The organism is Butyrivibrio sp. WCE2006, from assembly GCF_000701985.1.
Lineage (GTDB): Bacteria > Bacillota > Clostridia > Lachnospirales > Lachnospiraceae > Butyrivibrio.
In genome coordinates this window covers 16,435-39,585 of the sequence record NZ_JNKH01000033.1, presented here as the reverse complement: position 1 = coordinate 39,585, position 23,151 = coordinate 16,435, and the positions used below count along the sequence as shown (strand labels likewise).

Here is a 23,151-nt window from a genome sequence, read left to right as displayed (position 1 = left end):
GGCCCAAATCCAGCCATGTTCAGGTACGAGTGCCAGTGCAGGAATCGCCAGAGCCTGTATTACATAGCCTGTGATAACAAATGTCCAGTATTTCTTCGTTTTATCTGCTATAAATCCGGATATGAGCCTTAGTGAATACCCGCACAATTCTCCTATACCGGACACAAATCCGATGGTTGTAGCGGATGCCCCTGCGAGGTTCAGATATTCGCCCAATATGCTTCTGGCGCCTTCATGAGTCATGTCCGAAAACAGACTTACGATTCCCATCAGGGTTATAAATATTATGGCGCCAGACAAAGCCCTTTTTTTATCCATGTTCTACTCCACTAATCCCGATTTGCTTATTTCATTATCCTGAAATTCAAAGTTTTATTATCGTCGCAAGTTTCTTTCCGCATAGAATTCCAAATATGCAGCAACAACAACTCAGTACCACATATAATCCGCCATTCATATATTGTTTCTTCTCAAACAAATTAAAAGCTTCAAGGGAAAATGTAGAGAATGTGGTAAAACCTCCACACACCCCTGTCTTCCAGAAAAGAATGGTATTATCAGATACACTTTCTCGGTTACTGGTAATTCCAACAACGAATCCAATTAGTATGGCACCGAGGATATTTGTAATCAGAGTTAATATCGGAAAATAAGTCTTAACAGGAATCAGACTTATTGCATATCGCGCTACTGCACCCAAGGCACCACCAAGTGCTACAAATAGAAAATTCATATCAACCTCTCTATTGTCATATATACTGAAATTTAAAAAGTATTCTCTGCCTTACTCTTAAGATAGCTATCAGCCTTTTTAAGCATCTCTTTTTTGTTATCATACTCTATGGTATTGATAGCATCTTCAAGTTTAAGAATCTTCAGAGCTTTGACCTCGTCTGGTCTTGTTATGCTCGGAGATGAGTCTTTATACTTAGCAAGGAAATAAACTACCTGCTTTGTCACTCCAGGTTTTTCTGAAAGCGTATACTGTTCGCTTGCTCTAAATTCAGTGTCTAACTCGACTTTCAGATTTGTTTCTTCCTTTATTTCACGAAGCGCAGTTTCTATTTCAGTCTCGCCTTCTTCCATATGTCCTTTTGGAAAGCTGTGAGATCCGCTCATCTCCTCAACTAAAAGATATTTTATTACTCCACCGTCTATAGTGTATACTATTGCCCCGCAAGATTTTTCAAACTTATCATTGAATTCTTTTTTACCCAGTTCCATGTAAATATAAAGAGAAGGATCTTCTCCTAAAGCAATAACATACTCAGGCATTTCTTTCTGAATAAATCCCAACTTACGGTACAAATTTATTGCCTTGGCATTAGCTGGATGGGGATCAACCCACAGATTTTCAGCTCCTTGTTTAAAAGCTTCTTGAATAGAGTATAGTAGCGCCTGCGTTGCAATCCCTCGGCCCCTGGCAAATTCAAATAACTTAATATCCAAAGAAGCATTTTTAGTTTCCGAATCAATACGATATTGAGTCTCACCGCAGTATTTGCCATCTTCAAAAATTGAATAATGATTTTGCTTTGGTCTTGCAGATATGAATCTATCTAACCATTCTCGTACTGCTTCCCCTGTCTCATGCAATCCTCCTGGCCAGATATACTGCATGACGTCTTCATCTGCCCACAGGTTTTGTATATTCTTGATATCATCATATGTTGATTCTTTAATAGTTATCACTTAGTTCAGCCCCTAAATCTTTAGTTTGTCTTAGTCAGTTTTAACTGAAATCTAATCAGCGAAATGAATCACTTCTACAGATTATAATGTCCTAATTTTCTCCACAACTTTTTTAAACTCATCATATCTAATTTGCTCAGAAAAGGTTTCATACCCTTATTTTTTAATAGTTGAAACAAATAAAGAAAAGCCTTGTCATCAAGGCCTTTCCATTATAAAATCCATCTTTAGTTATCAGTTCTCGAATCGGCGAATTAACAAAAATATTGCGTCTTTGGGCTAACCTTCTAGGATGTCCAGTTCATCATCAATAGCTCTGGATACAAACTGGTTTATTGTGATTCCTTCATTGGCAGCATATAATGCAATTTTCTTGTGCTGTTCGGGTTTAATACGGACATTGAAGGAGCCTTTAAACTCACGCTCAGGCTCTTTACCAATCTTTTTGCAGTAATCCAGGTAATTATCTATACAGTCATGCATTGACTGGGAAAGCTCTTTTACCGATTCTCCATGAAAGTTCAGAGAATCATTGATTCCGAGAACATGACCGATAAAAATCTGATCTTCCTGGTCAAATTCTACCTTTGCATGATATCCGTTGTATTCCATCAGTGAACTTATCATTCTATCTCACCTACTTCCTTAAGAAATGCTATGACCATCTTTACATGATACCTGTACAGCTCATTGCCTGGGTGTGGACCGTCAAATTGAAGGATGCGCTTGGTTTCAACATGATAATAGCCTATTCCTGATCCTCTTCCGCCCTCGAACTTTTCGCAGCCACATTGCTTCATAAGTGCGTCCAGTTCTCTTATTGTAAAACTTGTCGGTGCGGGTTTGGACAGTATTTTTTCTAGTAATTTTGATTTCTTTGGCACAGTAATTCCTCTTGCAACTATTTTCTAGTTACAATATAACACTTTAGCCCTACCTCGTCAATTCCAACAGAGTAACAGCTAGCATTTCCTTATTTCATACATATCTTCATGTTTCAGATACAATACCTGATATGTCGGGATTATTAGTGTGTTCCATGGATCAGATATATATACTCCGCCTGTAGACGTTGCTGATTTCTTAAACTGGATCCATAGGTCATCTATCATATCTGACATGATGAAAAGTTTAAGATAAACTTTATCTGCTTCAGATTCGCCAATTTCGTAAAAACGCATCCCACCTACACAAGTAACATCTTCCAGAGTATATGACCGTAAATTTCTTTGCATTACAGGCCGGATGTTGTGTCCAAGGCAGGCTGCGCTGATAGCATCACTGGGCTCTTCGAAGCCCTGCATTATCCATGTGAAGCATATTGCGAGCAGTGTCATATCCGAATCACGGATACTGTCCACGTAATGTAAGGTGTTAACATCGTTTTCTGACAGTGAGAAAATGCCCTTGCCTATGATAGACATATATTTTGCGAATAAAAAGCAGTCAACCATATCATAAGAGTCATACTCTGCAGGCATAATACGGAAGAACTTCTTTATGCGCTCAAATGGGTTATATACTACATTCTGCTGATTAAACCACGTGAAGAAACCCGCTTGAAAACAATCATATGTTTCCGGGCGTCGATCAACATACATTTTCGATATTATAGGCGTTTTATCTGCTTCTTTAGAAAGAATAGGTGAATAAAGATAACTTATATTTGAAGTGTACACTTTCCCATATTTTTCAAAAGATCTATTGATCACATCTGTATCATAAAAGTCATTTGGATTAGTCCTGCAACAAGGAAGGGGTAATAAATAAGCATTAAATCCTGTCCCTTTCTCATACGGACTGCATCTGATTCCTTCAGCGTGATAGAAATTATGTTCAAAAACAAATCTCCCATCCGTCCCTGTTCCCGGGTGGAAAGGGCAGGTCTTTACATAATGGAACTGATGGATTATGCTATGATATCCATCTTTCAGGCATTTGGGGCATATTCGCATATGATATGTACCAAAATAAGATCTTGCAGTGTTATAATCCATATGCGCAAAGATTTCCATTTTGTCTTTATACCACTGGGGCAAAATTTTATTAAGGCACTCGATTGTTTCTAAACTGTTTCTGCAATGTCCATCCATCTGAAATCCTTCTATATATTTCTTCTCGTTGGTCGCTTCAGCTCCAAGCATTTTGAGCGCATGTTTACTTGAACATATGTTGACCCTGCAAAAGTTTGCAAGAATGCTGAATATGGATTCATAAGGTCTCACCCATTTTTTATCCCATCTGTATTTTCTGGAAAAAAGTAAATCCTCTTTATTTAGTGTATTCATCATCTGATTCACCATAGCCCGAAAGCGCTACACAACTTTCAAGTTCCTTTCTCGTAGGGAATGCAATTGGACTGCTTCCCAGTTTTCCATGCTTATTGAGGCAGATCACCAGTGAATCTATGAAATATTTCATGGGAATATCTTCTGCCGCAATCCTCTTTTGGATCCTTACACTCTGAAATGCTTCCCAGAAGTCATTGCTGATATCAAAAAAGGTCTTACCATCTGCGTAAGGAAAATAAAAATCCACAAGTCCATCCGATAATATTTCATAGTCTGTCATGCAAACATGAAGTTTATCTACCGAAGCCATGCAGAACTGGAGCTCTTTGGGATCCTGTATACCAAAGAACTGGCTTTCATTGATCATGAAACGTCCAACTATCTGATCTTTGCCCTGAAGTTTAAAGGAATGCTTAAGATCCTTAAGTTCCCTTGTCCCGTACATGAACACAGATAACTGGATATATTTTCCGCTAAGATTGTTATATAAATCCATAAGCCAGTAAAAATCCTTTTCCCTTAGTTTCCATGCTTCATCAATGAACATGACTGCTTTCTTAAAGGGGGTCTCGTGAGCACGTAATATAAGTTCATTAAGAACTCGTTCTTTTAGTATTAGTGCGGTACTGTATCTGGGACATTCATAGCCCATAGCCATAAGTATCGAGGCATAGAAGTTTCTCTCAGTTTCGGGGTGGTCAGTCACATTCCATATAATGACCATTTCACGGCTCCCATATTGATTTCTTATGGATTCAGCTACATAGTTCATGCACACCGTCTTGCCTATCCTGGCTCTTCCATAAGTAATACTCCCACAAGCTCCTATGCCGAGCCATGAATTGATTCTCCGTTCTTCATCAAGGATGCTCTTAGTCGGAAATACAAGCTTACGGGAAGTAAGATAGCGGATAGTCATCTGTGATATGAACTGTTCTGATATATTATTAGCTGATACAGCTTCTTTTGTAGAATACACGCATTAACCCTCCTTTCTGCTTTGGAACATCAACGTATAAAGGTCTTCCGGTGAAAGACCTTTAATATCTTCATATCTTAGTACAGCCCCAGTTTCCTGTTTTTTACGTACAGTCTCCAGGTTAAATGTATTATCACTTTGCTGTTCTGCTGCTATGCCCTTGCTAATCTCACGTCTGACTATATCTGCCCTGGTAGCGTTTCTCCGGCTTTTCTTTCCTTTGACATCAAGGCTTGATATATATGCATCTATCGGTGTATCAAATATTAGTTTTGATCTCCCACGCTCTCTGGCAAGCTTCAGGGCATTCTTTCTCGTCCTGACGGAATGTGATTTTGTACCGAATTCCCCACTTGCCTTAAGCGTGTCTATATATCTGCCATCCTGATCATATGCCTCAATACTGGAAATATCCCTGGGGTCATAAAGGATGGTCAGTGACTGTCCAAGGTAGAGTTCAGTGGCAGAGAGTATCTTGCTACGATACTCAGTACCCATAAACTGAATATATGCGTGTTTGCCATGTGCTGCCCTACCTCTGACAGTGCGTTTGTCCATCCTCATGTTCAGACGTTCTATGACTGATATGATCATATCTTCGTCAGCCACATATGGGTAAAGCCCTGCTTGAAACAGTTTGCAGCTCATGCACTCTAAGGGTGAAAGTCCATCTACCCCTTTATGGGGTGTGTTATTATACTCAGCTATGAGAACATCTATCAGTTCAGTCATCTGTTCATATGTGACATCATATTTTATTGCATTTTTTTCAGGGTTTTTTCTGACAGGATCTTTGGTATCTGACCCGGTTGTTGATGGCAGCATATGGAATCCTCTGGACTCTAGCGTTCCGAAAAATCTTTCAACAATTCCTCTTGTTTCGGGAGTTGCAACAGATCCATAGTTAACGCAGCAGCCAAGCTCATCTACAAGTTTTCCTACCGTGTATGCTGACAGATGCGATTTTGCATTATCCAGCATTATTGAATCAAAGACTGCATATTTGAAATCAGAAAACGCGGTTGAATAGAAACCGCCATTAGATGGATACTGAAGTCCTTCGATGGTCAGATCCAGCAGAGTTTTCGGTATGATGGCATTTTTAATAGCATCCATGACATCATACTGGTCGTAATTAAATTCCTGAGAAAGGGAATATCCAAGGATACATCTTGTTGCTATATCTATCACGGCTATTAACCACGCCCTTGTAGCAACAACCTTGCTAACAGTGCCGTCTGTATTGGGTACATCAATTACATATTCGATATCTATGATGTGGCCGTCAATCTGTACTGTAGCAAAAGGAGCCACCGGATTGACTGTAAGCCTGTGCCCAATCCCTGTAGACGCAAGCTTCTGGGCAGTATTTTTATCAAATCTTCTGGCATTTAAAGAAATGTTATCAGCTTCAAGTTTATGGACGTAGGCACACATGCTGACATATCCACGGTTTTCTGTAGTAAATGGGTACTGCCACTCTGTGATGCCAAGATTGCGGCATTCTTTAAGAAATAACCTGTGAAGTGATGTTATGTTCATGTTCCTGACAAGCGTATATTTCCTGTCACCAAAATAACACCCTATTATGAACTCTTTCAATTGAGGATACTTCTCCAGAAGCTGATCAAACTCTCTGCCATGTCCTGATCTCGTTTCTCTAAAGGGTTTACTTCCTGTTAAAAGACCGTGATATCCAAGAATATTCCCTGCATCATTTGAAGAAAGACATCTTTCTATCAGCGATACCATTCTCGAACCGGGGATACCTGTCATTTCAGTAATCTTTTTTACAGATTCGCCATCTATGTACATATCTACAGCCTGCTTATTTAGCATATACCTACTTCTTTTAGATTCAGGGACAGTACTGATAAGCGGTTCAGTCCACATGCTCCTTGCCTGGCGGAGTTCTTCGATATTATATTTTTTATTAGCCAATGGAGATCACCTCCGTATCTGCAGAGATGCAGTCTGTATTCATATTGCTCAGTGTGACCAATCCTCTATAGTACAGATCTGAAATATAATCCAGCGCTCTGTACTTTTCTAGGCGCCCCATCTTTTCAAGTTCACCGATACATATATGCCTTTTTGCCTGGATAAAACTTAGGAAGATCCTGTCTGCATTTAATCCACAAGCTGTGAATCTTCTGGCCCTGGCTGCAAGAAGCGATATATTTCGGATATAGAAAGGTCCTATTTCAATATTCTTTTCGTTTCGGAATACAAAATTGACATCATTCTGTAAGCACCACGCCGACTGGCAGGCAACCTTCACATGATCCTTACTATCATCAGAACTGCAAAGATATGCAACACCTTGATATTCTTCTGTTCCGTCTTTATATTTTACCCATGCATTGAACAGAACCTTTGACTCCTTCCCTCCTATATAGACAGTAGTTTCCAAAGGATATTCACAGTACCACTCCACATCAGGATTCATCTCAAGAGTAAGAATATTCTCATATTCAAGGTTAGAAAATACTGCTACTCTTCTCCGAAGTTTTCTGCTGTGAAATACCCAATAGTTACTGCCATAGCTTGAACTTCTCAGCCTGAAAATAGGTTCCTCGTATCGATACATTTTTAGTGCACCTCCTATCGATAAAATTAAGTTTATATAACGATAATATTATCGGCATAATTATATCCTTGGCACTCATATTCGACTTTTTACACTTTTATCTTTAAAATTACGGCTTTTTACAAAAATAGCTTAAATGGTACGGCTTTTTACGATTTTTAGCTTTAAAAATTTAACCTAAATGGAGAGTAATGTAAAATGTGAAAAAAAAGAAAGCCCATGGTTGTGAGCTTTCTCGTATATGTATATTTTACTGTTTTAGGTTAATCTGACAACAAAGCAACGAAAAATGATTTTTAGATGCAGGAGGTCAGATATGAGATTTCATGATGTACAGGATACAAGAAGGCCAGAGATTATAAAAAAGCAGAGAGATGAAGCTTTCCGCAGGAAATACGAATGGTGTATGGAAAAGCTGTCAGCCAGAAACAATGACAGACCGCTTGTGATTGCTTTTGGAGCTACATTTAATATCTGATTGATATTCCGAATTCGGGTAACAGCTCAGGCAGGAGGTATTTTGAAATAGTAAACGCGACTTTTTACCTCACCAGGAGGCTCAAAAGTCGCGTTAAGTTTTTCAAAAATTGTGATAAAGTCAGTGAAATAGCAGTGAACACCAGTTCGACATATTATCACTTCGTTAAATCCTAATTTAACGAAATAACATGTAGATATACACGATATAACGCACATTTATATACTAGAAAAAAGTTCAAACCCTAGTATTTATCAGCTTTAAGGCGAACTTGATTATTAATAGTATTTTATCATACAAAGTATAAATGTCAATTCGCCTTTTATATTACATTTATATTAAGTCTATTCTTTGAAGTTGTATTTGTCAGAACGAATGCGAACTCTTATAGGAAAACATTCTATTATAAAATATTCCCCCTTATAAGTTGGTGTTGGGTGGCTTGTAGTTATAAATACATCTACATTGCCTATGCTGAGTTTGAAGATATCGAGAAGAGTGTTTACAGCTATAAGGTAAACTCCTTCATCGGCCTTCAGGGAATTAAAGACAGACAGCCGTTGGCTTACAAGAGACTTGCGAGCGATACGGACGCCTATAGATTTGCAGATGCAATCTGATAATTTCTTTTTAAAAAAATGTTGTCGTCAGAGTATACCTCGGCGGCAGCATTTTTACTATATTTCATCCGCGATAAGAAATTCTTCCCTTCTCTTCAATATAGTCTTATAGTAATAGATTGTAAATCATCATCTTTATTATCCTTTGATACAAGTTCCGTTTCTTCACTATGCATCGTTTTGTATTCCAATATTTTTAGCCGCTTATTCATATTTTTTAAATCATCTAATTCATCTATCAAATATCCTGAGACTATTTTATCTTTTTCATTACCTCCTATATAGATTATCCCCCAGAGTTCTTTTTTATACTCTAAAATAATATCTCCAATCATATCAAACAAAAGGGGGCTTCGTGGCGAGGTATCATGCTTCCTAACATAAGCAGCTTGTATTGATGTATCTTCTAGTAAAACTACGTTTCGGTATGAACATACATCACAATCTATAATAATTTCTCTTACACGTTCTTTATAAATATCCGCATTTTTCATATGTACATTCAAGCCTACCTTGATAGAATTAACTAAATTTGTAATATTAGGATCAAGGATATATTTTCTATCTTCTTTTAATGTGCCTTTTATTTGTCGTTCTCTTTTTTTACCTTCAACCATTTTTTCAATATCTCCCCTATTATCATGGGGATATTGAGATACCCTAAAATGTTCTACACAAAATACAGTATTACCTCTAACAATATAAGCATCAGGTCTTTCAAAAGGAATGGTTTTCTTCAAATTTTCAATCAACCAGCACATATTTTTATCCAATGATGTATCTTTTGAACAAACTACATTATACTTATCAAAAATCTCTTGAATCTCTTTCTTTGACGTATCCATACTATTAACCGTATTATTTATTTTCACGTAAGTATTCTTCTCTTACTTTAGTAATAAATCTTATGTCAGTGAACAATCTACTTATAGTAACTAATAAACCACCTATATCAAGCGCAGTTGGCTTCTGTTCAACAATAGTAGCAACTATATTACTAGCTGTACCTATCGTATTTGAAATGCTAAGGATTTTTCGAGTGCGAACCTCATATAGCTCACGGCTATGATCTTTTTTCTCGTTATAAAATAATCCATGGATAAGCCCTACTATCATATTTACTATACAAGCAAATGAAGCCGATTGACCAATAATAGAAATATCTCGTTGTAGGCATAATTCATCATATTGACTTTTATACAATGCACTTGCAAATTCTGGGTTAAATGCTTCTAAAAGCGGAACAGGTAATCCAAGTTTAGTATATCTATCCGATGCAAGATGTGCTCCTTCCGCAAATAATGCGGCAGCCAAGTACATCTTATCCTCCATTATTAAATCATATGAATCTTTAAAAAGAATAGGTATTGGGACATGTTCATTAGTTATGCGCATAGGTTTACGGGTAACTCTATATGATGCGAAATCTTCAAAAGTAATCGTATCAGTTAAAATATTGGCTGTTCCAAAAATCCAACCAAGGACAGGATCGTGCCCCAAGGTATGGACTCGATGATAACCACCTTCCATATTTCTACCAATCAAAGGTGATCCTTTAGTAATATCATATGGGGGAGTTTGATAAACTAGGTTTATCCAATCTCCAGTACCGTGTTTTTGCACGTTCTTGTCTCTAAATAAATCATTAGATTTTCGGTGCTTATCAGTAATAGCCTTATCATTATGATCAAGCCTTTTTGTAGTATCAATCTTTTGTCCATACCCTTTTGCTTCAGCATAGAATTGGAATAAAATCCCTTTAGCAACCATAATCGCAGTTGCCAACGATAGAATAGATAAATCTCTTTTGTTTATAATACTCGTCTTTTTTTCAAAATCCTTCTCAATCGTTTTTATTGTTCTATCGTTTACGTCACTAATATTTAATCTGGAATAGATTGATGAGACATATTGTTCCACTTCCCATTCTATAGTCTCATACTTTTCCCCTTCCCATGACTTTGTTTTATATGTTGCAGATTTATAGTACCCATCACTTCTTTCTTTTTGCATCTTTATACCCACGTTTTCTTTGTCTCTCGTTAACAGCTTTTTGCCCGCCTACATCCTGTTCGTGCTTCAATTTATCCAGCTCTTCTTCTCTATGAATTCGATTAATATCTGCTTCATTTTGAACTTTTTCTTTCTTTGAATCCATATATCTTGAAAGTCCATCAAATACTGCTCCAACAACATCTGCTCCCGCTTTTCCAGCGCTTCCTACTGCTTCGACTACTTGACTAACACCTCTTCCTGTAACATCAAGAATCTTATTAGCTCCTACATAAATAGCATCCCAATCCTTTTTTGGTCTATAAACGCCCTCTTTACCAACGCCCTTTTCGATTGCTAATTTGGAGAATTTTCTTGCTTCATCTTCATTTCCATTTCTATGGTACAATCGCGATAACTCCCCATAAGCTTTTGCAAAATCCATGCTAGCACTTTCCTTTAAATACTTTTCCTGCTCATTTTCAGACTTATTTACACCACCAAGTCCATCTCTATAAAGCACAGAGATGTTAAAGGCAACCTCTCCATAATGCGAATTCCTAAATCGCTCATCACTATCTTGAACTAATGAAAACCATTTTCTGGCTTCTATAGCATCTTTAAAGAATTGATTTTTTGTAAAAAAGTAGCACATTTCGACACACATATATGTGCTACTATATATAGAATAACGCTTTATAATAGGTTGAATACGCTGATAGTTTTCTACAAAATCTGGCAATGATAAATATTCAACATTTTTCAAAAGACCATCATATAGTTTTTTATATACTTTTCTGAACTTATTCTTTTGAAATTCGGAAACCTCCATTTTTTCTTTATGATTTTTATCCAAATTGTATTTTTCGGCTTCATTAAAATAGTCAATCCAACTCAAGCAATGGACTACAAATGCCATATAATAGTTTTTGTCCTGCCCTTCCTGAAGATAATCATCCATTTTTTCACAAGCCGTTGCATTACTATCAAGTCTCAGTTTTTGTAACACTGCAATATTTTCAGCTGCTTGTTCTATCTTAACTAATAGTCCAGGCTTCTTCTTATTTAAGGCATACGCTGCACTCATTATTTTCAGAGCTGCAAAAATGGATCTATACTTTTCACTAACTTCCTTTGCCAAATCCACACAAAGGGTTCTGCCCCAAAAATCATCTACTCTAAGAACCTGTGTATACAAATCGTCATAGTACTCAATTCCGGAAGCATAATAATTTTCAATTCTTTTCTCAACAATTCTTTGTAAAACAGTTTTTAAATATCTAACGTTATCATTATTGGTTTCACCTCTATGTGTTTGATTTTTGGTGATAATATAAAAATGCTTATTGTCCGTGCTATTGATTCTATAGTCCCATACACTACCACAAAGTAACACTGAATCATATTCTACTTTCACACTATTGTATAAACAGAAACTGTCATAAAATAGTACTGGATCCTTTCCACTCACAACGCATAGCAGTCCTTCTGTAGACAGTTTATGCTTATCAAAATATTCAACAAGCTTTTTATCTGCATCCCATCTTTTATCAAATAATAGCCAACTATCAACTTCACTATTTTGATTTGCACATTCATTTAAAATACCAAGCAGATCTTCAATGTTCATTATTTTGCCTCCTAGTAAGACTATTTTTTAACGATTACTATTGATTCCCAAAATCAAGATGCTCTTTTATTGATCAAATCATGAATCTTCGTCATCAATTATCTACTAAACAACTTTGACTTTTTCGCCCTGACTTCTTAACCACATATCTATCCCATCACCAAATACTTCTGCTTCTATAAGGTACTTTCCCTCATCCTCACTTAATATTTTTGCGGTGGGAAGTTTGTCCAGAACAGCATCCACAGAATAGCCGGTATATTCGAATTTAACCTTTCGCAATTTACCGCCATACATAAATTGGATTCTCTTCCGGTACTCACCTTCCTCAAATTTATCTCTGTAAGGAGTTGAGAAATGCTCCTCACTTATTGTCAGCTTCTTTATCCGATCAATACGATAAATAGTTGGGTAGGCGTCATTGGGCTCTGCAAATGCTTTGTCTTTATCAATATTTTGGATTCGCCCGGCAAGGTAAAAATAGAACTCTGAAAACAGTATGGCCAATGGTTCTACCACTCTGTGCTTCGGGGAGTGTCCTTGTATTCCCTGGTAGTCAAACTCAATCAGAAATTGTGAGTGAATAGCATTTCCAAGAAGCATCATCTTATCAAGCACCTTCTGCTTATGAGTTAGTTCAACATAATGGAAACGCTCATTCCTCATCAGATCTGTTACAAGTTTCTGATTTTTTATTGGGACGCAACACTCTATTAGCCGGTCAAGAATGTTACCCATTTCTTTTTTGGAAAAGGCTCTACTGCTCAAAATAATCTTACAAATTGCAAGGATTTCATCATTTGTCAGCTTTAGGTTATCAGCTTGTTCAATCCGGTATCCTTTTATGGAGTAGTCATAAATCAGATTGTTAGGAATGCCATCAGTAACAGCTTGGTTATCGAGAAACAGTCTTATCTGCTCGATATCTCTTTGAATACTCTTTTCTGATACCCCAAAGCGTTCTGCTTCCTCGGTTTTATAGATGATTCTGCCATTCATGAGCCTTGAATAAATTGATAATGCCCGGCTACTTTTTCCCTCTCGTTCTTCTAACATATATTCACCTGTTTTTTTGTCTTAATGATAGCAATTAGATTGGACACATTATGACCTTTGCCACTTTTTCTTATGATATAAAAAAAGCGGGAATCCCACATGGAATCCCCACTTCCAATTATAACACCGTCCATTTTTTTATTATAAAAATCACAGGTAATATTTATTAAAAAAGAATAAACAACCACATGATGATTAAATTACGAAGGTGTTCTTAGAACTTTCTAAAAATCATTGTCAAATCACCGGATTTGGTCTGAAATTGATGTACCTTAAAACTTTTCAGGTTAAAACCGTGAGATGTCAATGCCGATGGTATATTTGTTTTGATTATCTGCGATTTCATATTTACTGGTCCTATTTGCTTTGAGTTTGATGAACTTTGGAAAAATAACTTCATACTGCACCTTCCTTTCTTGTGATACGACAATACTATTGTTTATGTCCACAATTCAAATGACTGACCAGCTAAATCACCGGTTTTCTTTGGCATAACAACGGAATTGTAGTAGACAAAATCGCTGTTTGTTATCATATGATATCTAGATATATTATCCGCGGCACTATTCCTGATCTCCTCCGGAATAGGATAGATGGCTTCTGCAAGAGCTCCGGCCATGCATGCTATGGTGTCACTGTCGCCGCCGATTGATACTGCGTTTCTAACGACGTCCTCATAGGATGTTCCTTCAAGAAATGCTATGATAGCTTCCGGTACTGATTTCTGGCATGATACATGGAATGTATATGTTTGTCGTATTTCATCAATGGTTCTATCCAAATCATATCCAAAGGTTGAGGATATATACTGCTTTACCTCATCTTTTGTCTTTCCAGTTCTTAAAAGATAGATACCTGCTGCAATAGCCTGTGCTCCCTTTATACCTTCCGGATGATTATGTGAAGGTAACGCAGTAATCTTCGCAACCTTTAGTGTATCTTCAAGAGAATCGCAGAACCATCCAACCGGAGATACCCTCATAGCTGATCCATTACCATAACTCTCATAAGGCTTCCTTTTGGAATCCTTTAGCCATTTCATAAATCTACCGCCATAACCGACATCAGGATATTTTTTTCCATATAAAACCATGTACTTTTCACAGGCGTCATATAATTCTTTTTCACGGTCTGTACTGTCGATAGGAGTGCCTACAAAATCATACAACGCTCTTGATATTGCTATAGTCATGATACTGTCATCTGTGGGCAGTCCTGATGATTATCTGAAGATCAAGATATGTTGCATTTGTACTAAGACATTTGCTCCCACAATGCATACAGTTGAGATTACATCTGTCTGTCAGTTCGAAGAACAGATATGTAAGCTTTGGCTTTCTCCAAAGATTTCTCTGATAATCTGCTAATTCCTTCATGTTTTTTTCTTTGATTGGATGATACATATTTTTCAACCTGCCTAATGTTCAACTCTTTATATCTATAGTTTACAAAACCCAATGGACAATTAATGTCCATTGGGTTGCTTTCAAAATATTTTATTATTCACGCTTAATATAATTTATTTTATTTTTTACCTGATATTTATACATATTCACATAAAGAAACTTTATAATATTCATAAATAAATCAATTTGTAAAAACCTAATGATAGGATATCGATTATTATGAATAGTGAAGATAAACATCAAAAGGATCCTTTTTCTATACATACAAAGCTATATAACAATCCTAAAAAAATACAATTGTGGAGTGTTGTAATACTAATATTCTTATTATTTGTAGTTTTTGTTATTGGCATAATTTCTAAACCGATATCGAAAAACGACGATTCATATACAGAAGAATCTTCTTTGGAAGATGATGGACAAATAGCTGATAATAGCAATGATATTGAAGCCACTTCTCCACTTACCGATAATAATGAAACCTCCGAAGCTCCAGCTGAATCTAACGAGCCAACAGAAGAAGAGATTGAAAACAATAAAAAAGCAGAATCATTAGATGATTACTATTCCCTTATTAAGGAATACAATCAGATGATTTCTGAGTACAATGTATTTGTATCAGAGTATAATTCGACTATTGATCAACTAACCAAACAAAACAATATATTGGATGATGGCATACGTGCAGCCCAGGCTGCTATTGAGGATGAACGTACTCCCTATGACTTAAATACAAGGATACAACTAAGAAATGCTCTTCGAGATTCCCGAAATCATTTTACTGATGTCCCTCCACGAACATTTTCAAAAGCACCTATGGCATCAGCTTTTATTGGAAATACAGCGCCTGAAGAATTAGAACTAGCAACTATCTTAGATGAAAACGCCAAAGTAAATGATGATATTTCAGCTTTATCAGAAGAAATACAGACTATTCAACAAAATATGAATACGTTACCCGTAATACCCGACAATACTACTGTAGCTGATAATTTAATAAAATTGGCAGGAGAATACCTGGACAGTATAGAAGTACTTGAGCAAGTGACAGCCCCAAAAGAATCCTTTATAACCGAGCGATTAGGCAGAGTTTCATCGATTACCGGAATGCAAGCTGTTACACTGGATCATGATCCGAATGAACATCTAGGAAAACCAGGGTGGTATACCTCTTGTGTATACTTTACGGTTTCCTATATAGATCCAGATTCAATAGAAGGTTCTGATATTGTTGATAAGGGTACTGTTGCTGGTGGAGCCATTGAAGTATATGAAACTAACCGCGATGCTCAAAACCGAGAAAAGGATTTAAGCGCATATGATGATACCCTGCTTAATCCAGGATCACGCTATATAGTCGGATCTATTTTGATTCGCACATCAAAAAAATTAACTCATGATCAACAAGTAAATTTAACGCTGGATATAGCAAATGAATTTACCTACCTCGATTAGTAAAAACTTACACCCCTCCATTGATTGAAGGGGTGCTTTCATCATGTATCCAAAGCCTTCATGAATTTATTTGCTGCTTTTCTTGCCATATGTTGATTAATCAGTCCTTCTTTGGCATAGGCACATAAATGTACATTACCATCTTCAATACGTGCCACTGCTAATGCAGATTTTAAGTTGGGATTACCAAGAGGAATTAATATCTTATATGTTTCTGCTGTAACATCCTCATATAATATGTCACCAACTGTATATATTGCATCTCTTAACGCAAGCATAGTATAGTTACCATCCTTGGTGATTCTTTCCTCTACTTTTTTCCGAAAGACATTCACGTTTTCCATATCTTTCCCTGTTGCCCTGCTCGCGCCATATTCTTTCACTGTATCGAATAAAACTTGAGTCAAATCCATCATCTTACGCTCCCTTATCAATGAACAAACGCTACGTCTTTAAGCACTACTGCCAATTCTTCAGCCATTTCATCTTCAGTAGGTAAATAAATTTTATCACGTTTATTTGCTACGTCTATCATCAATGGTTCTATCATGCTTCTGGCATATTCATGCCTGTCTTCACTAGCAAACATATCTTTTACTCTGTTTCCATCAAGCATTGGACTTAGTTGGTCCACTACCATGTTTGCTTCTTCTTCTGTAAGAAGATATTCATTGCCAAGAGTAGTAAATTCTTCCTGAATGATTTCAACCATCTGATCTCCATCGCTCTCAGAAAAATGATTGATCAACGCGTCGGTTCCTAATCCTACACCAACACCGCCAGCAACTCCACCTATAACTCCACCTACAACCGTACCAGGACCAGGTGCGATAGCGCTACCAATAGCGGCACCACCTAGCCCTCCAGCAACACCTCCAGCAACACCTCCACCTATCGTAGCAACATTTTTTGCAAGTTGTGCACCAGAAATCCTTCCTCTAAATAGCTCTACCACCTCAGGAACAGATAATACAACGAAAGTCACTCCGCCTACTATCAGATTATTTCTAACAACTCCCGCAGCAACTGTTCTTGCTGAGCCTGTTGCTCCTGGCGCGGTACTTGCTAAAACTTGTATTCCCTTTGGTCCGAGGGCATCGACAATAGCATATGATGCAGGCATTAAGGCATGATTTAAACCTGATTTTGAAAGCTGACTTGCCACAATTGATGTGACAAAGACTACTCCACCTGTCTTAATTCCACTCACAGCAGCACTCTGAATAGCCTCTTTCTTTTCTACACCATAGTGTCTATTAGCTGCATATGTTAAAACAGCACTAATTCCAAATGCTGATAATGCAGTTACAGCTCCACTTGCTGCATCATATTTTAAAGACTCTACGGTCATTGGCTTCGCCAAATTGACTGCCTGTTTATATGTTAAATTTCCTTTCTTTACTATCTCTGTAGCCTTTTCTGGATCTGTCACTCCTGGTACCTGATTATTTCTTATCTTGTCTTTCATGATATTTATCGCCTGATCATATTGATCAGCAGGTACCTCAATCTTCATAGGTTTATTGTTTTTATCCACATAACGAAAAATCCCATTTTTATCAAAACAGGCATTTATTGTTCTAGTAGCTGTTTTACAATACTTGGTCTGAATAAGAGTATGTTCTGTCCCTTTGACAATAATACGATCTGCACCGTTAGGCGTATTATTATCTCCAATAACCTTTGCATTAATACCGTGCATTCGATCATAGAGATTATTTCCTCGTTCTGCAGCAAACCCATGGCCTTTCGGATATGCAAACTTTTCCTCACCAAATACTCGCATTGAAGTCTGCGAGTTCCCTACTTGTAATCCCCCTGCTTCTCCAGGAGTTAGTACTTTACTATCGGATTCATAAGTGATATCGTCTGCCACTGTGTATCTGTTATTCTCAGCACAAACGGTAAATGAATTAAATGTGAGTGAAAGCAATAAGATTGTAGAAATAATTATCTTATATCTCATGAGCGACCCCCTACAAATATCATAGGAATACGTCTAAATGTTACTATAAATGGACATGACAACGTCTTATATTGTCTTATTAGTTTCGCCATTTATGATAATGCAATTATATAATAATATATTCAATGTTTATATACATAGCTTCGCAAATTATGTGTGTTTATCTTTCTTTATTGCTGCTTCATTAATATCTATATTCATTATCTGTCGCATAGATATTATCAAAACAGGCAAGATAAAAAATATCAATTTTCCAAACTGGTTAATTTATTTTCACTCTTCCCCTGCTACTATATAAGCATAGAAGGAGGACCCTTAAAATTTATACTAAAGAAAACCTTTAAGGTACCGTCACTGTGGGTCCCGGTGTCGGTGCTTTGGGGTTATAAGGATTCTTCTATTTCTTTAATCTCCGGTATTATCTCGTAATCATCAGTAACAGTAATAACTGCATATGTAGCTTTATCGCCTGTAACCTGCGGATAACAGATGCTTCCCGGATTTACAAGAGTGATATTATTTTCTTTGTCCTTCACAATCTCTGCAAAGTGGCTGTGACCAAAGAGGACAAGATCAGCGCATCTCGATTTAGCAGCTTCTTTCAAAGTCTTAAGACTTTCCTCATATTTGACGTTGTAGGCATTTCCATGTGTTACCCATACGTTTAAGAAGCCAGCCTTGAATTCCTCGTTAAGTGGAAGACTGTTTCCAAAGTCACAGTTGCCGCGGACTATCTTTACTTCATAGGATGGATCATCTCCTGTTATGGAGGAAATAGAATCCTGGATATCACCGCAGTGAACAAGAAAATCAAAGGGAGATTCCTTTTCAATGGCTTTTTTTGCAAATCCCGGATATCCATGTGAATCTGATATTACTAGTATTTTTTTGTTCATAACGATATCTCCGCTTCATTATAATCTGATGGATAAATGATAAAATCCTTTGCATCAAGCTCCTCTTCTTCTCCGAAGATATTGAGCTGTTTTGCACCCTCCAGCATAAGGTCATATGTTCTCTTTTCTTCATCAGTCAGTTCTCTTGCCACGATATATCTCCTGCCTGTATATTACTCTTTTCTAATTATATGGCACTCCGGATTAATTGGCGAGACCAGACAATACCATGGGTATTCCCACAGCACCGCCTGGCCTCTATTATCTGAAGAATCTTTAAATCTCTTCAAGTAAATAAATTTTAGCTTTTAAAGTTAGCTTTGACCATTAGTAAAATCGTCAAAAACGGTTGATATTGAAAGGGAACTATCAAAAGAAATTCCGCATTCAAATCAAAGACTTGAACCTGCATAGAATCCTTCTCTTACAGCATCACCAATCTTGCCGAGTTTCATGCTGTCACCAATGATTCTTGTCTTTGTAGGATATTTATCCCTGATCTTTTCGGCAACATCTCTTACAGGTCTCATTCCAAATGCTGCAATAACAGTATCTGCCTTTATTTCTTCCCTTGAACCGTCTGCTTTCTCAATAGTAACTGCATCAGATGAGATGGAAACAACTTTTGAATCGGTCTTCATCTCTACCCCATTTTCAGCAAGCTTCTGGAAAAGTGTTATCTTATTGATGAACATTACATCCTTTCCACATTCAGGAAGCATCTCAACAATGGTAACTTTCTTTCCAAGCTCAGAAGCCATCTCAAGGGCTCCATCAAGACCTGAAAGTCCACCACCGCAGATTACAATGTTATCACCCTTGATCCTGGACTGATCCTTATGTGCATCCAAAATAGTAACCACATTGCTGCCATCTATTCCATGTATCGGAGGAACAAAAGGCGCTGCTCCTGATCCTATAATGATGTTATCGCAATCAGAAAGGAATGCTTCATCACCCTTAACTTCTGTGCCAAGATGTATATCAACACCCAGTTTTTCAAGCTGTACTGTAAGATACTTTGTGAATTTCTTAATGTTTGTCTTGAACTTAGCTGTGCAGATATCGCCCATCACTCCGCCAAGCTTATCGGACTTTTCATAAAGTGATACCTTATGACCCACAGTTGCAGCGACACGTGCAGCTTCCATTCCGGCAGGACCGCCACCAATGATAACAATTTTCTTGGGATTCTCTGTCTTAGTAAGCTTAAAGCGCTCTTCTTCCATAGCCTGAACATTAACCGCACAGGAAAGCTTTGTGTGGTTATTCCAGATTCGTCCGATACAGAATTCATTACATCTAAGACATGGACGGATATCCTCTACTCTTCCCTCAATAAGCTTATTGCAGATATCGGGATCAGCAATAAGCGCACGTCCAAAGTTTGCAAAATCTGCGTTGCCGGATTTAATGAGTTCCAATGCTGTATCCGGGTTGTGTGTTCCTGCGTTGAATATCGGAACATTAACTGTTTTTCTTGCTTCCTCGCATACATAAGCCATGCATGCTTCTCCGAGATATGACGGAGGGAAGATATAATCAAGAGTCTCATAGCAACCTGCATCGATATCAAATGCATCAACGCCGCCTTCTTCCAGGACTTTAAGGAGTTTCATACTATCTTCAAGCGTTCTTCCACCTTCAAAGCGGTGATCTAATGATATTCTGAAAATGATAGGAAGCTTATCGCCAACAACACTCTTCATTGCCTGAACTATTTCAACGGGGAAACGAGCACAGTTCTCAGGACTTCCGCCATACTCATCAGTTCTCTTGTTCCATACAGGTGACATAAACTGATCGATAAGGTATCCTGCGTGCGCATGGATCTCTATTGCATCAAAGCCGGCATCCCTAGCCAGTCCTGCTGCAAACTTAAATTCTTCCATCATTTCCCTGATCTCATCTTTAGTAAGTGCATGGCACTTAATACTGGGGTCAAATACAGATGAGGTCTCTGATGATGAAATTGGAGGATTGCCCAATGTGTCAGGGAAGGCATTTCGTCCTGTGCCGGGACTTATCTGGCATACAATCTTGGCACCATAACGGTGAACTCCATCACAAACTGCTGTAAGTGACGGAAGAACGGTGAAACTGTCAAGATATCCCTCCATAGAACCCTGTGCAAGTCTTTCATTAAGCATCTGGCATCCCAGGAAGATTATTCCTGTACCGCCCTTAGCTCTCTCTATAAAATAGTCAATTTCCTGTGCATCCTTTCTGCCATTAGTAAATGCAGAGTTTGTGCCCATTGGGCTCATACCGATGCGGTTCTTGACTTCCATGTTCCCGATTTTAAACGGTGTAAACAATTCCTTATAATCCATTTTTCTCCTACCTTTCCTACCCAAAAATGTTTTTGCATATTTACACAAGTAAATATATAGTTGCCATACGTAAATTATCACGTCATTAAAAATGTGTGTCAATAAAACATGGTGTCCAATCTGCATTTCTGTCACCTTACACAAATTTGTCTGACAACTTTTATTAATTTTTCTTACGGTATAAGAGCTTCGAAATAAAAAATATTTTACTATCGACGCTTATAATAGTGCATGATATTATTGTATAGTTAATTTATGTTTACCGAGGTAAATTTATATGAAACAAATTACAAGAGATTCCATTAAAAATACTGCAATAGAACTTATAAGAAAAAAAGGATATTCCAGTGTCACCATAAATGACATCTGTGATTCATGTGGCATTACGAAGCCGACTTTTTACAAATATGCAGGCTCTAAAGATGAGCTTGTCCTGGATCTGTATGATACAACAGTAAAAGAACTGATATCTGATCCTTACCATTTCATAGAAACTGATTCCTCATTAGAACAGCTTTTGTATATCTTCTCAAAACTGATAGAAGATACTACTGCTTTTGGATATGATCTTTTCAGTCAGATGATAATAGCAAATCTTCAGGATAACCGTCATAGCCTTGACATGCGCGATTCACTTACCAGAATGGGTGAACTCATAATTAAAAAAGCCCAGAATAAAGGCGAAATAAGAAATATGAATGATCCCCAAATACTGTACCATTCTCTTGCCCACCTCTTTACAGGCCATGAACTCAAATGGTGCATCAGCAATGGGGAGAGCAATGATTTTGAAGAATTTTATCTGGGTCTTAATGCCATGCTTGATGTAAGGGATGATCTGCGAGATTTATATAAGCATTACCTTAAAAAAACCCAAAATAACAAATGACCCCCTAAAAAATCCTCCCGGAAATGTACTATTTCCGGGAGGATTAGTAGAAGTTTATCTATGAGAAGATGCCTTATCTTTTCATGCTATCTGGATATGCTTCTTTTCAGGAAGCTTTGGCTGTTCCTTCTTAGGAATCATCAGAGTAAGAACTCCGTGTTTGAAGGATGCTTTTACATCATCTTCTGTGACCTGCTCTCCAACATAGAAACTACGCTGCATGGATCCGGAGTACCGCTCCTGTCTTATTAGCCTGCCCTTCTTATCACTCTTGTCATTATTCATGTCCTTAGAAGCGCTGATGGTAAGATATCCATCATTTAATTCAAGGCTAATGTCCTCTTTACTGAATCCTGGAAGATCTACATTTACTTCATACTGATTATCTTCTTCCTTAACATCAGTCTTCATTAGCCTATCAGCATGTCTTCCATAGAGCTTACGCTCCATGTTATTCAGTTCTCTGAAATCAGGGAAATTAAACAGATTGTCAAATAGATTTTCTTCAAAAATACTCGGTGCTAACATAATTTTTTCCTCCTTTGCATCAAAAAAATATATTTTTGAGCATTGGGACGGAGGGTTTAGATCATTGGAATTCATAAGTCCTAACGGTCTTCTCTGTTCCTTTGTTCTATATATGGTATAACACCAAATTAGCACTCTGTCAAGCAGAGTGCTAATTATTTTTTAGTGATTTAACACTTCCAGAAAATTTGCAACTTTTTCTGCAGCTTCTCTTCCTGCAGCATTATATATAGCAGTATCTACGCCACTTCCAATAGCAACCTTCGGGTTTGCTGTGTTCACTATGGCATCTGCTTTTACTTTTGTAATATCATTCCTGATAATTTGAAATGGCATTATCCATCACCTAC

At 37.4% G+C, this 23,151-nt stretch carries 25 protein-coding genes and 1 pseudogene; 4 read left to right on the top strand and 22 right to left on the bottom strand.

Features of this window, described 5'->3' with window-relative positions; genetic code table 11:
- The 9 genes and pseudogenes from T501_RS15320 to T501_RS20410 all read right to left on the bottom strand — a co-directional run.
- Positions 1 to 318, bottom strand: a pseudogene (locus T501_RS15320) (MFS transporter); the annotation flags it as partial.
- Positions 319 to 364: 46 nt separating this feature from the next.
- On the bottom strand, positions 365 to 733 hold the full coding sequence (gene crcB / locus T501_RS15315; RefSeq protein WP_013282473.1) for a fluoride efflux transporter CrcB: 369 nt from the start codon (positions 731 to 733) through the stop codon (positions 365 to 367).
- A 32-nt stretch (positions 734 to 765) separates the two neighbouring features.
- The gene (locus T501_RS20415; RefSeq protein ID WP_013282472.1) at positions 766 to 1,692 is read right to left on the bottom strand and encodes a GNAT family N-acetyltransferase; all 927 of its coding nucleotides are present in this window, start codon (positions 1,690 to 1,692) and stop codon (positions 766 to 768) included.
- 279 nt (positions 1,693 to 1,971) lie between these two features.
- Positions 1,972 to 2,319: a type II toxin-antitoxin system HicB family antitoxin gene (locus T501_RS15300; RefSeq protein ID WP_022766333.1), complete on the bottom strand. Its 348-nt coding sequence runs from the start codon at positions 2,317 to 2,319 to the stop codon at positions 1,972 to 1,974.
- Positions 2,316 to 2,576, bottom strand: a complete 261-nt coding sequence (locus T501_RS15295) for a type II toxin-antitoxin system HicA family toxin (protein ID WP_013282470.1) — start codon at positions 2,574 to 2,576, stop codon at positions 2,316 to 2,318. The genes T501_RS15300 and T501_RS15295 overlap by 4 nt, the downstream gene beginning before the upstream one ends.
- A 78-nt stretch (positions 2,577 to 2,654) precedes the next feature.
- Complete coding sequence (locus T501_RS15290; protein WP_044915827.1) at positions 2,655 to 3,995, bottom strand: TniQ family protein; 1,341 nt, start codon at positions 3,993 to 3,995, stop codon at positions 2,655 to 2,657.
- Entirely contained in the window at positions 3,964 to 4,962 is a 999-nt protein-coding gene (locus tag T501_RS15285) for an ATP-binding protein (protein WP_044915826.1), read from the bottom strand. Before T501_RS15285 ends, T501_RS15290 begins: the two co-directional genes overlap by 32 nt.
- A 3-nt stretch (positions 4,963 to 4,965) precedes the next feature.
- The gene (locus T501_RS15280; protein WP_026519357.1) at positions 4,966 to 6,903 is read right to left on the bottom strand and encodes a Mu transposase C-terminal domain-containing protein; all 1,938 of its coding nucleotides are present in this window, start codon (positions 6,901 to 6,903) and stop codon (positions 4,966 to 4,968) included.
- Positions 6,896 to 7,552 carry a PDDEXK family nuclease gene (locus tag T501_RS20410; RefSeq protein ID WP_022766337.1) on the bottom strand — a complete coding sequence of 219 codons (657 nt, stop codon included), beginning with the start codon at positions 7,550 to 7,552 and terminating at the stop codon, positions 6,896 to 6,898. Before T501_RS20410 ends, T501_RS15280 begins: the two co-directional genes overlap by 8 nt.
- 316 nt (positions 7,553 to 7,868) lie before the next feature.
- Here T501_RS20410 and T501_RS21475 point away from each other — a divergent pair, with 316 nt between their 5' ends.
- Positions 7,869 to 8,030, top strand: a complete 162-nt coding sequence (locus T501_RS21475; protein WP_155994882.1) for a hypothetical protein — start codon at positions 7,869 to 7,871, stop codon at positions 8,028 to 8,030.
- Between the two features lie 437 nt (positions 8,031 to 8,467).
- Positions 8,468 to 8,650, top strand: coding sequence for a hypothetical protein (locus T501_RS15270; protein ID WP_044915820.1), 183 nt, complete (start codon positions 8,468 to 8,470; stop codon positions 8,648 to 8,650).
- 95 nt (positions 8,651 to 8,745) lie between these two features.
- Here T501_RS15270 and T501_RS15265 read toward each other — a convergent pair whose 3' ends face one another.
- The 6 genes from T501_RS15265 to T501_RS15235 all read right to left on the bottom strand — a co-directional run bounded on the left by T501_RS15265 (position 8,746) and on the right by T501_RS15235 (position 14,704).
- Positions 8,746 to 9,495, bottom strand: a complete 750-nt coding sequence (locus tag T501_RS15265) for a hypothetical protein (RefSeq protein ID WP_207641198.1) — start codon at positions 9,493 to 9,495, stop codon at positions 8,746 to 8,748.
- Between the two features lie 13 nt (positions 9,496 to 9,508).
- Complete coding sequence (locus tag T501_RS20405) at positions 9,509 to 10,663, bottom strand: hypothetical protein (RefSeq protein WP_050008347.1); 1,155 nt, start codon at positions 10,661 to 10,663, stop codon at positions 9,509 to 9,511.
- Entirely contained in the window at positions 10,644 to 12,272 is a 1,629-nt protein-coding gene (locus T501_RS15255) for an SEL1-like repeat protein (protein WP_044915814.1), read from the bottom strand. The genes T501_RS20405 and T501_RS15255 overlap by 20 nt, the downstream gene beginning before the upstream one ends.
- A gap of 105 nt (positions 12,273 to 12,377) precedes the next feature.
- Positions 12,378 to 13,328: a helix-turn-helix transcriptional regulator gene (locus T501_RS15250; protein ID WP_044915811.1), complete on the bottom strand. Its 951-nt coding sequence runs from the start codon at positions 13,326 to 13,328 to the stop codon at positions 12,378 to 12,380.
- A gap of 439 nt (positions 13,329 to 13,767) precedes the next feature.
- Positions 13,768 to 14,520, bottom strand: a complete 753-nt coding sequence (locus T501_RS15240) for an ADP-ribosylglycohydrolase family protein (protein WP_050008346.1) — start codon at positions 14,518 to 14,520, stop codon at positions 13,768 to 13,770.
- A 7-nt stretch (positions 14,521 to 14,527) separates the two neighbouring features.
- Positions 14,528 to 14,704, bottom strand: coding sequence for a hypothetical protein (locus T501_RS15235; protein ID WP_155994881.1), 177 nt, complete (start codon positions 14,702 to 14,704; stop codon positions 14,528 to 14,530).
- A 249-nt stretch (positions 14,705 to 14,953) separates the two neighbouring features.
- Here T501_RS15235 and T501_RS20400 point away from each other — a divergent pair, with 249 nt between their 5' ends.
- Positions 14,954 to 16,189 (top strand): hypothetical protein, encoded by a 1,236-nt coding sequence (locus tag T501_RS20400; RefSeq protein WP_050008345.1) that lies wholly within the window; start codon positions 14,954 to 14,956, stop codon positions 16,187 to 16,189.
- Between the two features lie 41 nt (positions 16,190 to 16,230).
- Here T501_RS20400 and T501_RS15225 read toward each other — a convergent pair whose 3' ends face one another.
- The 5 genes from T501_RS15225 to T501_RS15210 all read right to left on the bottom strand — a co-directional run bounded on the left by T501_RS15225 (position 16,231) and on the right by T501_RS15210 (position 21,384).
- Entirely contained in the window at positions 16,231 to 16,605 is a 375-nt protein-coding gene (locus T501_RS15225; protein WP_044915805.1) for a hypothetical protein, read from the bottom strand.
- 14 nt (positions 16,606 to 16,619) lie between these two features.
- Positions 16,620 to 18,155, bottom strand: coding sequence for a hypothetical protein (locus T501_RS21470; protein WP_050008344.1), 1,536 nt, complete (start codon positions 18,153 to 18,155; stop codon positions 16,620 to 16,622).
- Positions 18,156 to 18,538: 383 nt separating this feature from the next.
- Positions 18,539 to 19,051: a YfcE family phosphodiesterase gene (locus T501_RS15215; RefSeq protein ID WP_044915803.1), complete on the bottom strand. Its 513-nt coding sequence runs from the start codon at positions 19,049 to 19,051 to the stop codon at positions 18,539 to 18,541.
- The gene (locus tag T501_RS21465) at positions 19,048 to 19,203 is read right to left on the bottom strand and encodes a hypothetical protein (RefSeq protein WP_155994880.1); all 156 of its coding nucleotides are present in this window, start codon (positions 19,201 to 19,203) and stop codon (positions 19,048 to 19,050) included. Before T501_RS21465 ends, T501_RS15215 begins: the two co-directional genes overlap by 4 nt.
- A gap of 240 nt (positions 19,204 to 19,443) precedes the next feature.
- Positions 19,444 to 21,384: an oxidoreductase gene (locus T501_RS15210; RefSeq protein ID WP_044915801.1), complete on the bottom strand. Its 1,941-nt coding sequence runs from the start codon at positions 21,382 to 21,384 to the stop codon at positions 19,444 to 19,446.
- Positions 21,385 to 21,661: 277 nt separating this feature from the next.
- Between T501_RS15210 and T501_RS15205 the strand changes: the two genes are divergently transcribed.
- Positions 21,662 to 22,273: a TetR/AcrR family transcriptional regulator gene (locus T501_RS15205; protein ID WP_044915798.1), complete on the top strand. Its 612-nt coding sequence runs from the start codon at positions 21,662 to 21,664 to the stop codon at positions 22,271 to 22,273.
- An 81-nt stretch (positions 22,274 to 22,354) separates the two neighbouring features.
- Here T501_RS15205 and T501_RS15200 read toward each other — a convergent pair whose 3' ends face one another.
- Together T501_RS15200 and T501_RS20935 are read right to left on the bottom strand one after the other, a co-directional pair.
- A complete protein-coding gene (locus T501_RS15200) occupies positions 22,355 to 22,801 on the bottom strand; it encodes an Hsp20/alpha crystallin family protein (RefSeq protein WP_026512182.1) in 447 nt (148 codons plus the stop codon).
- A gap of 162 nt (positions 22,802 to 22,963) precedes the next feature.
- Positions 22,964 to 23,137, bottom strand: coding sequence for a macro domain-containing protein (locus T501_RS20935; RefSeq protein ID WP_155831580.1), 174 nt, complete (start codon positions 23,135 to 23,137; stop codon positions 22,964 to 22,966).
- Positions 23,138 to 23,151: the final 14 nt, after the last annotated feature.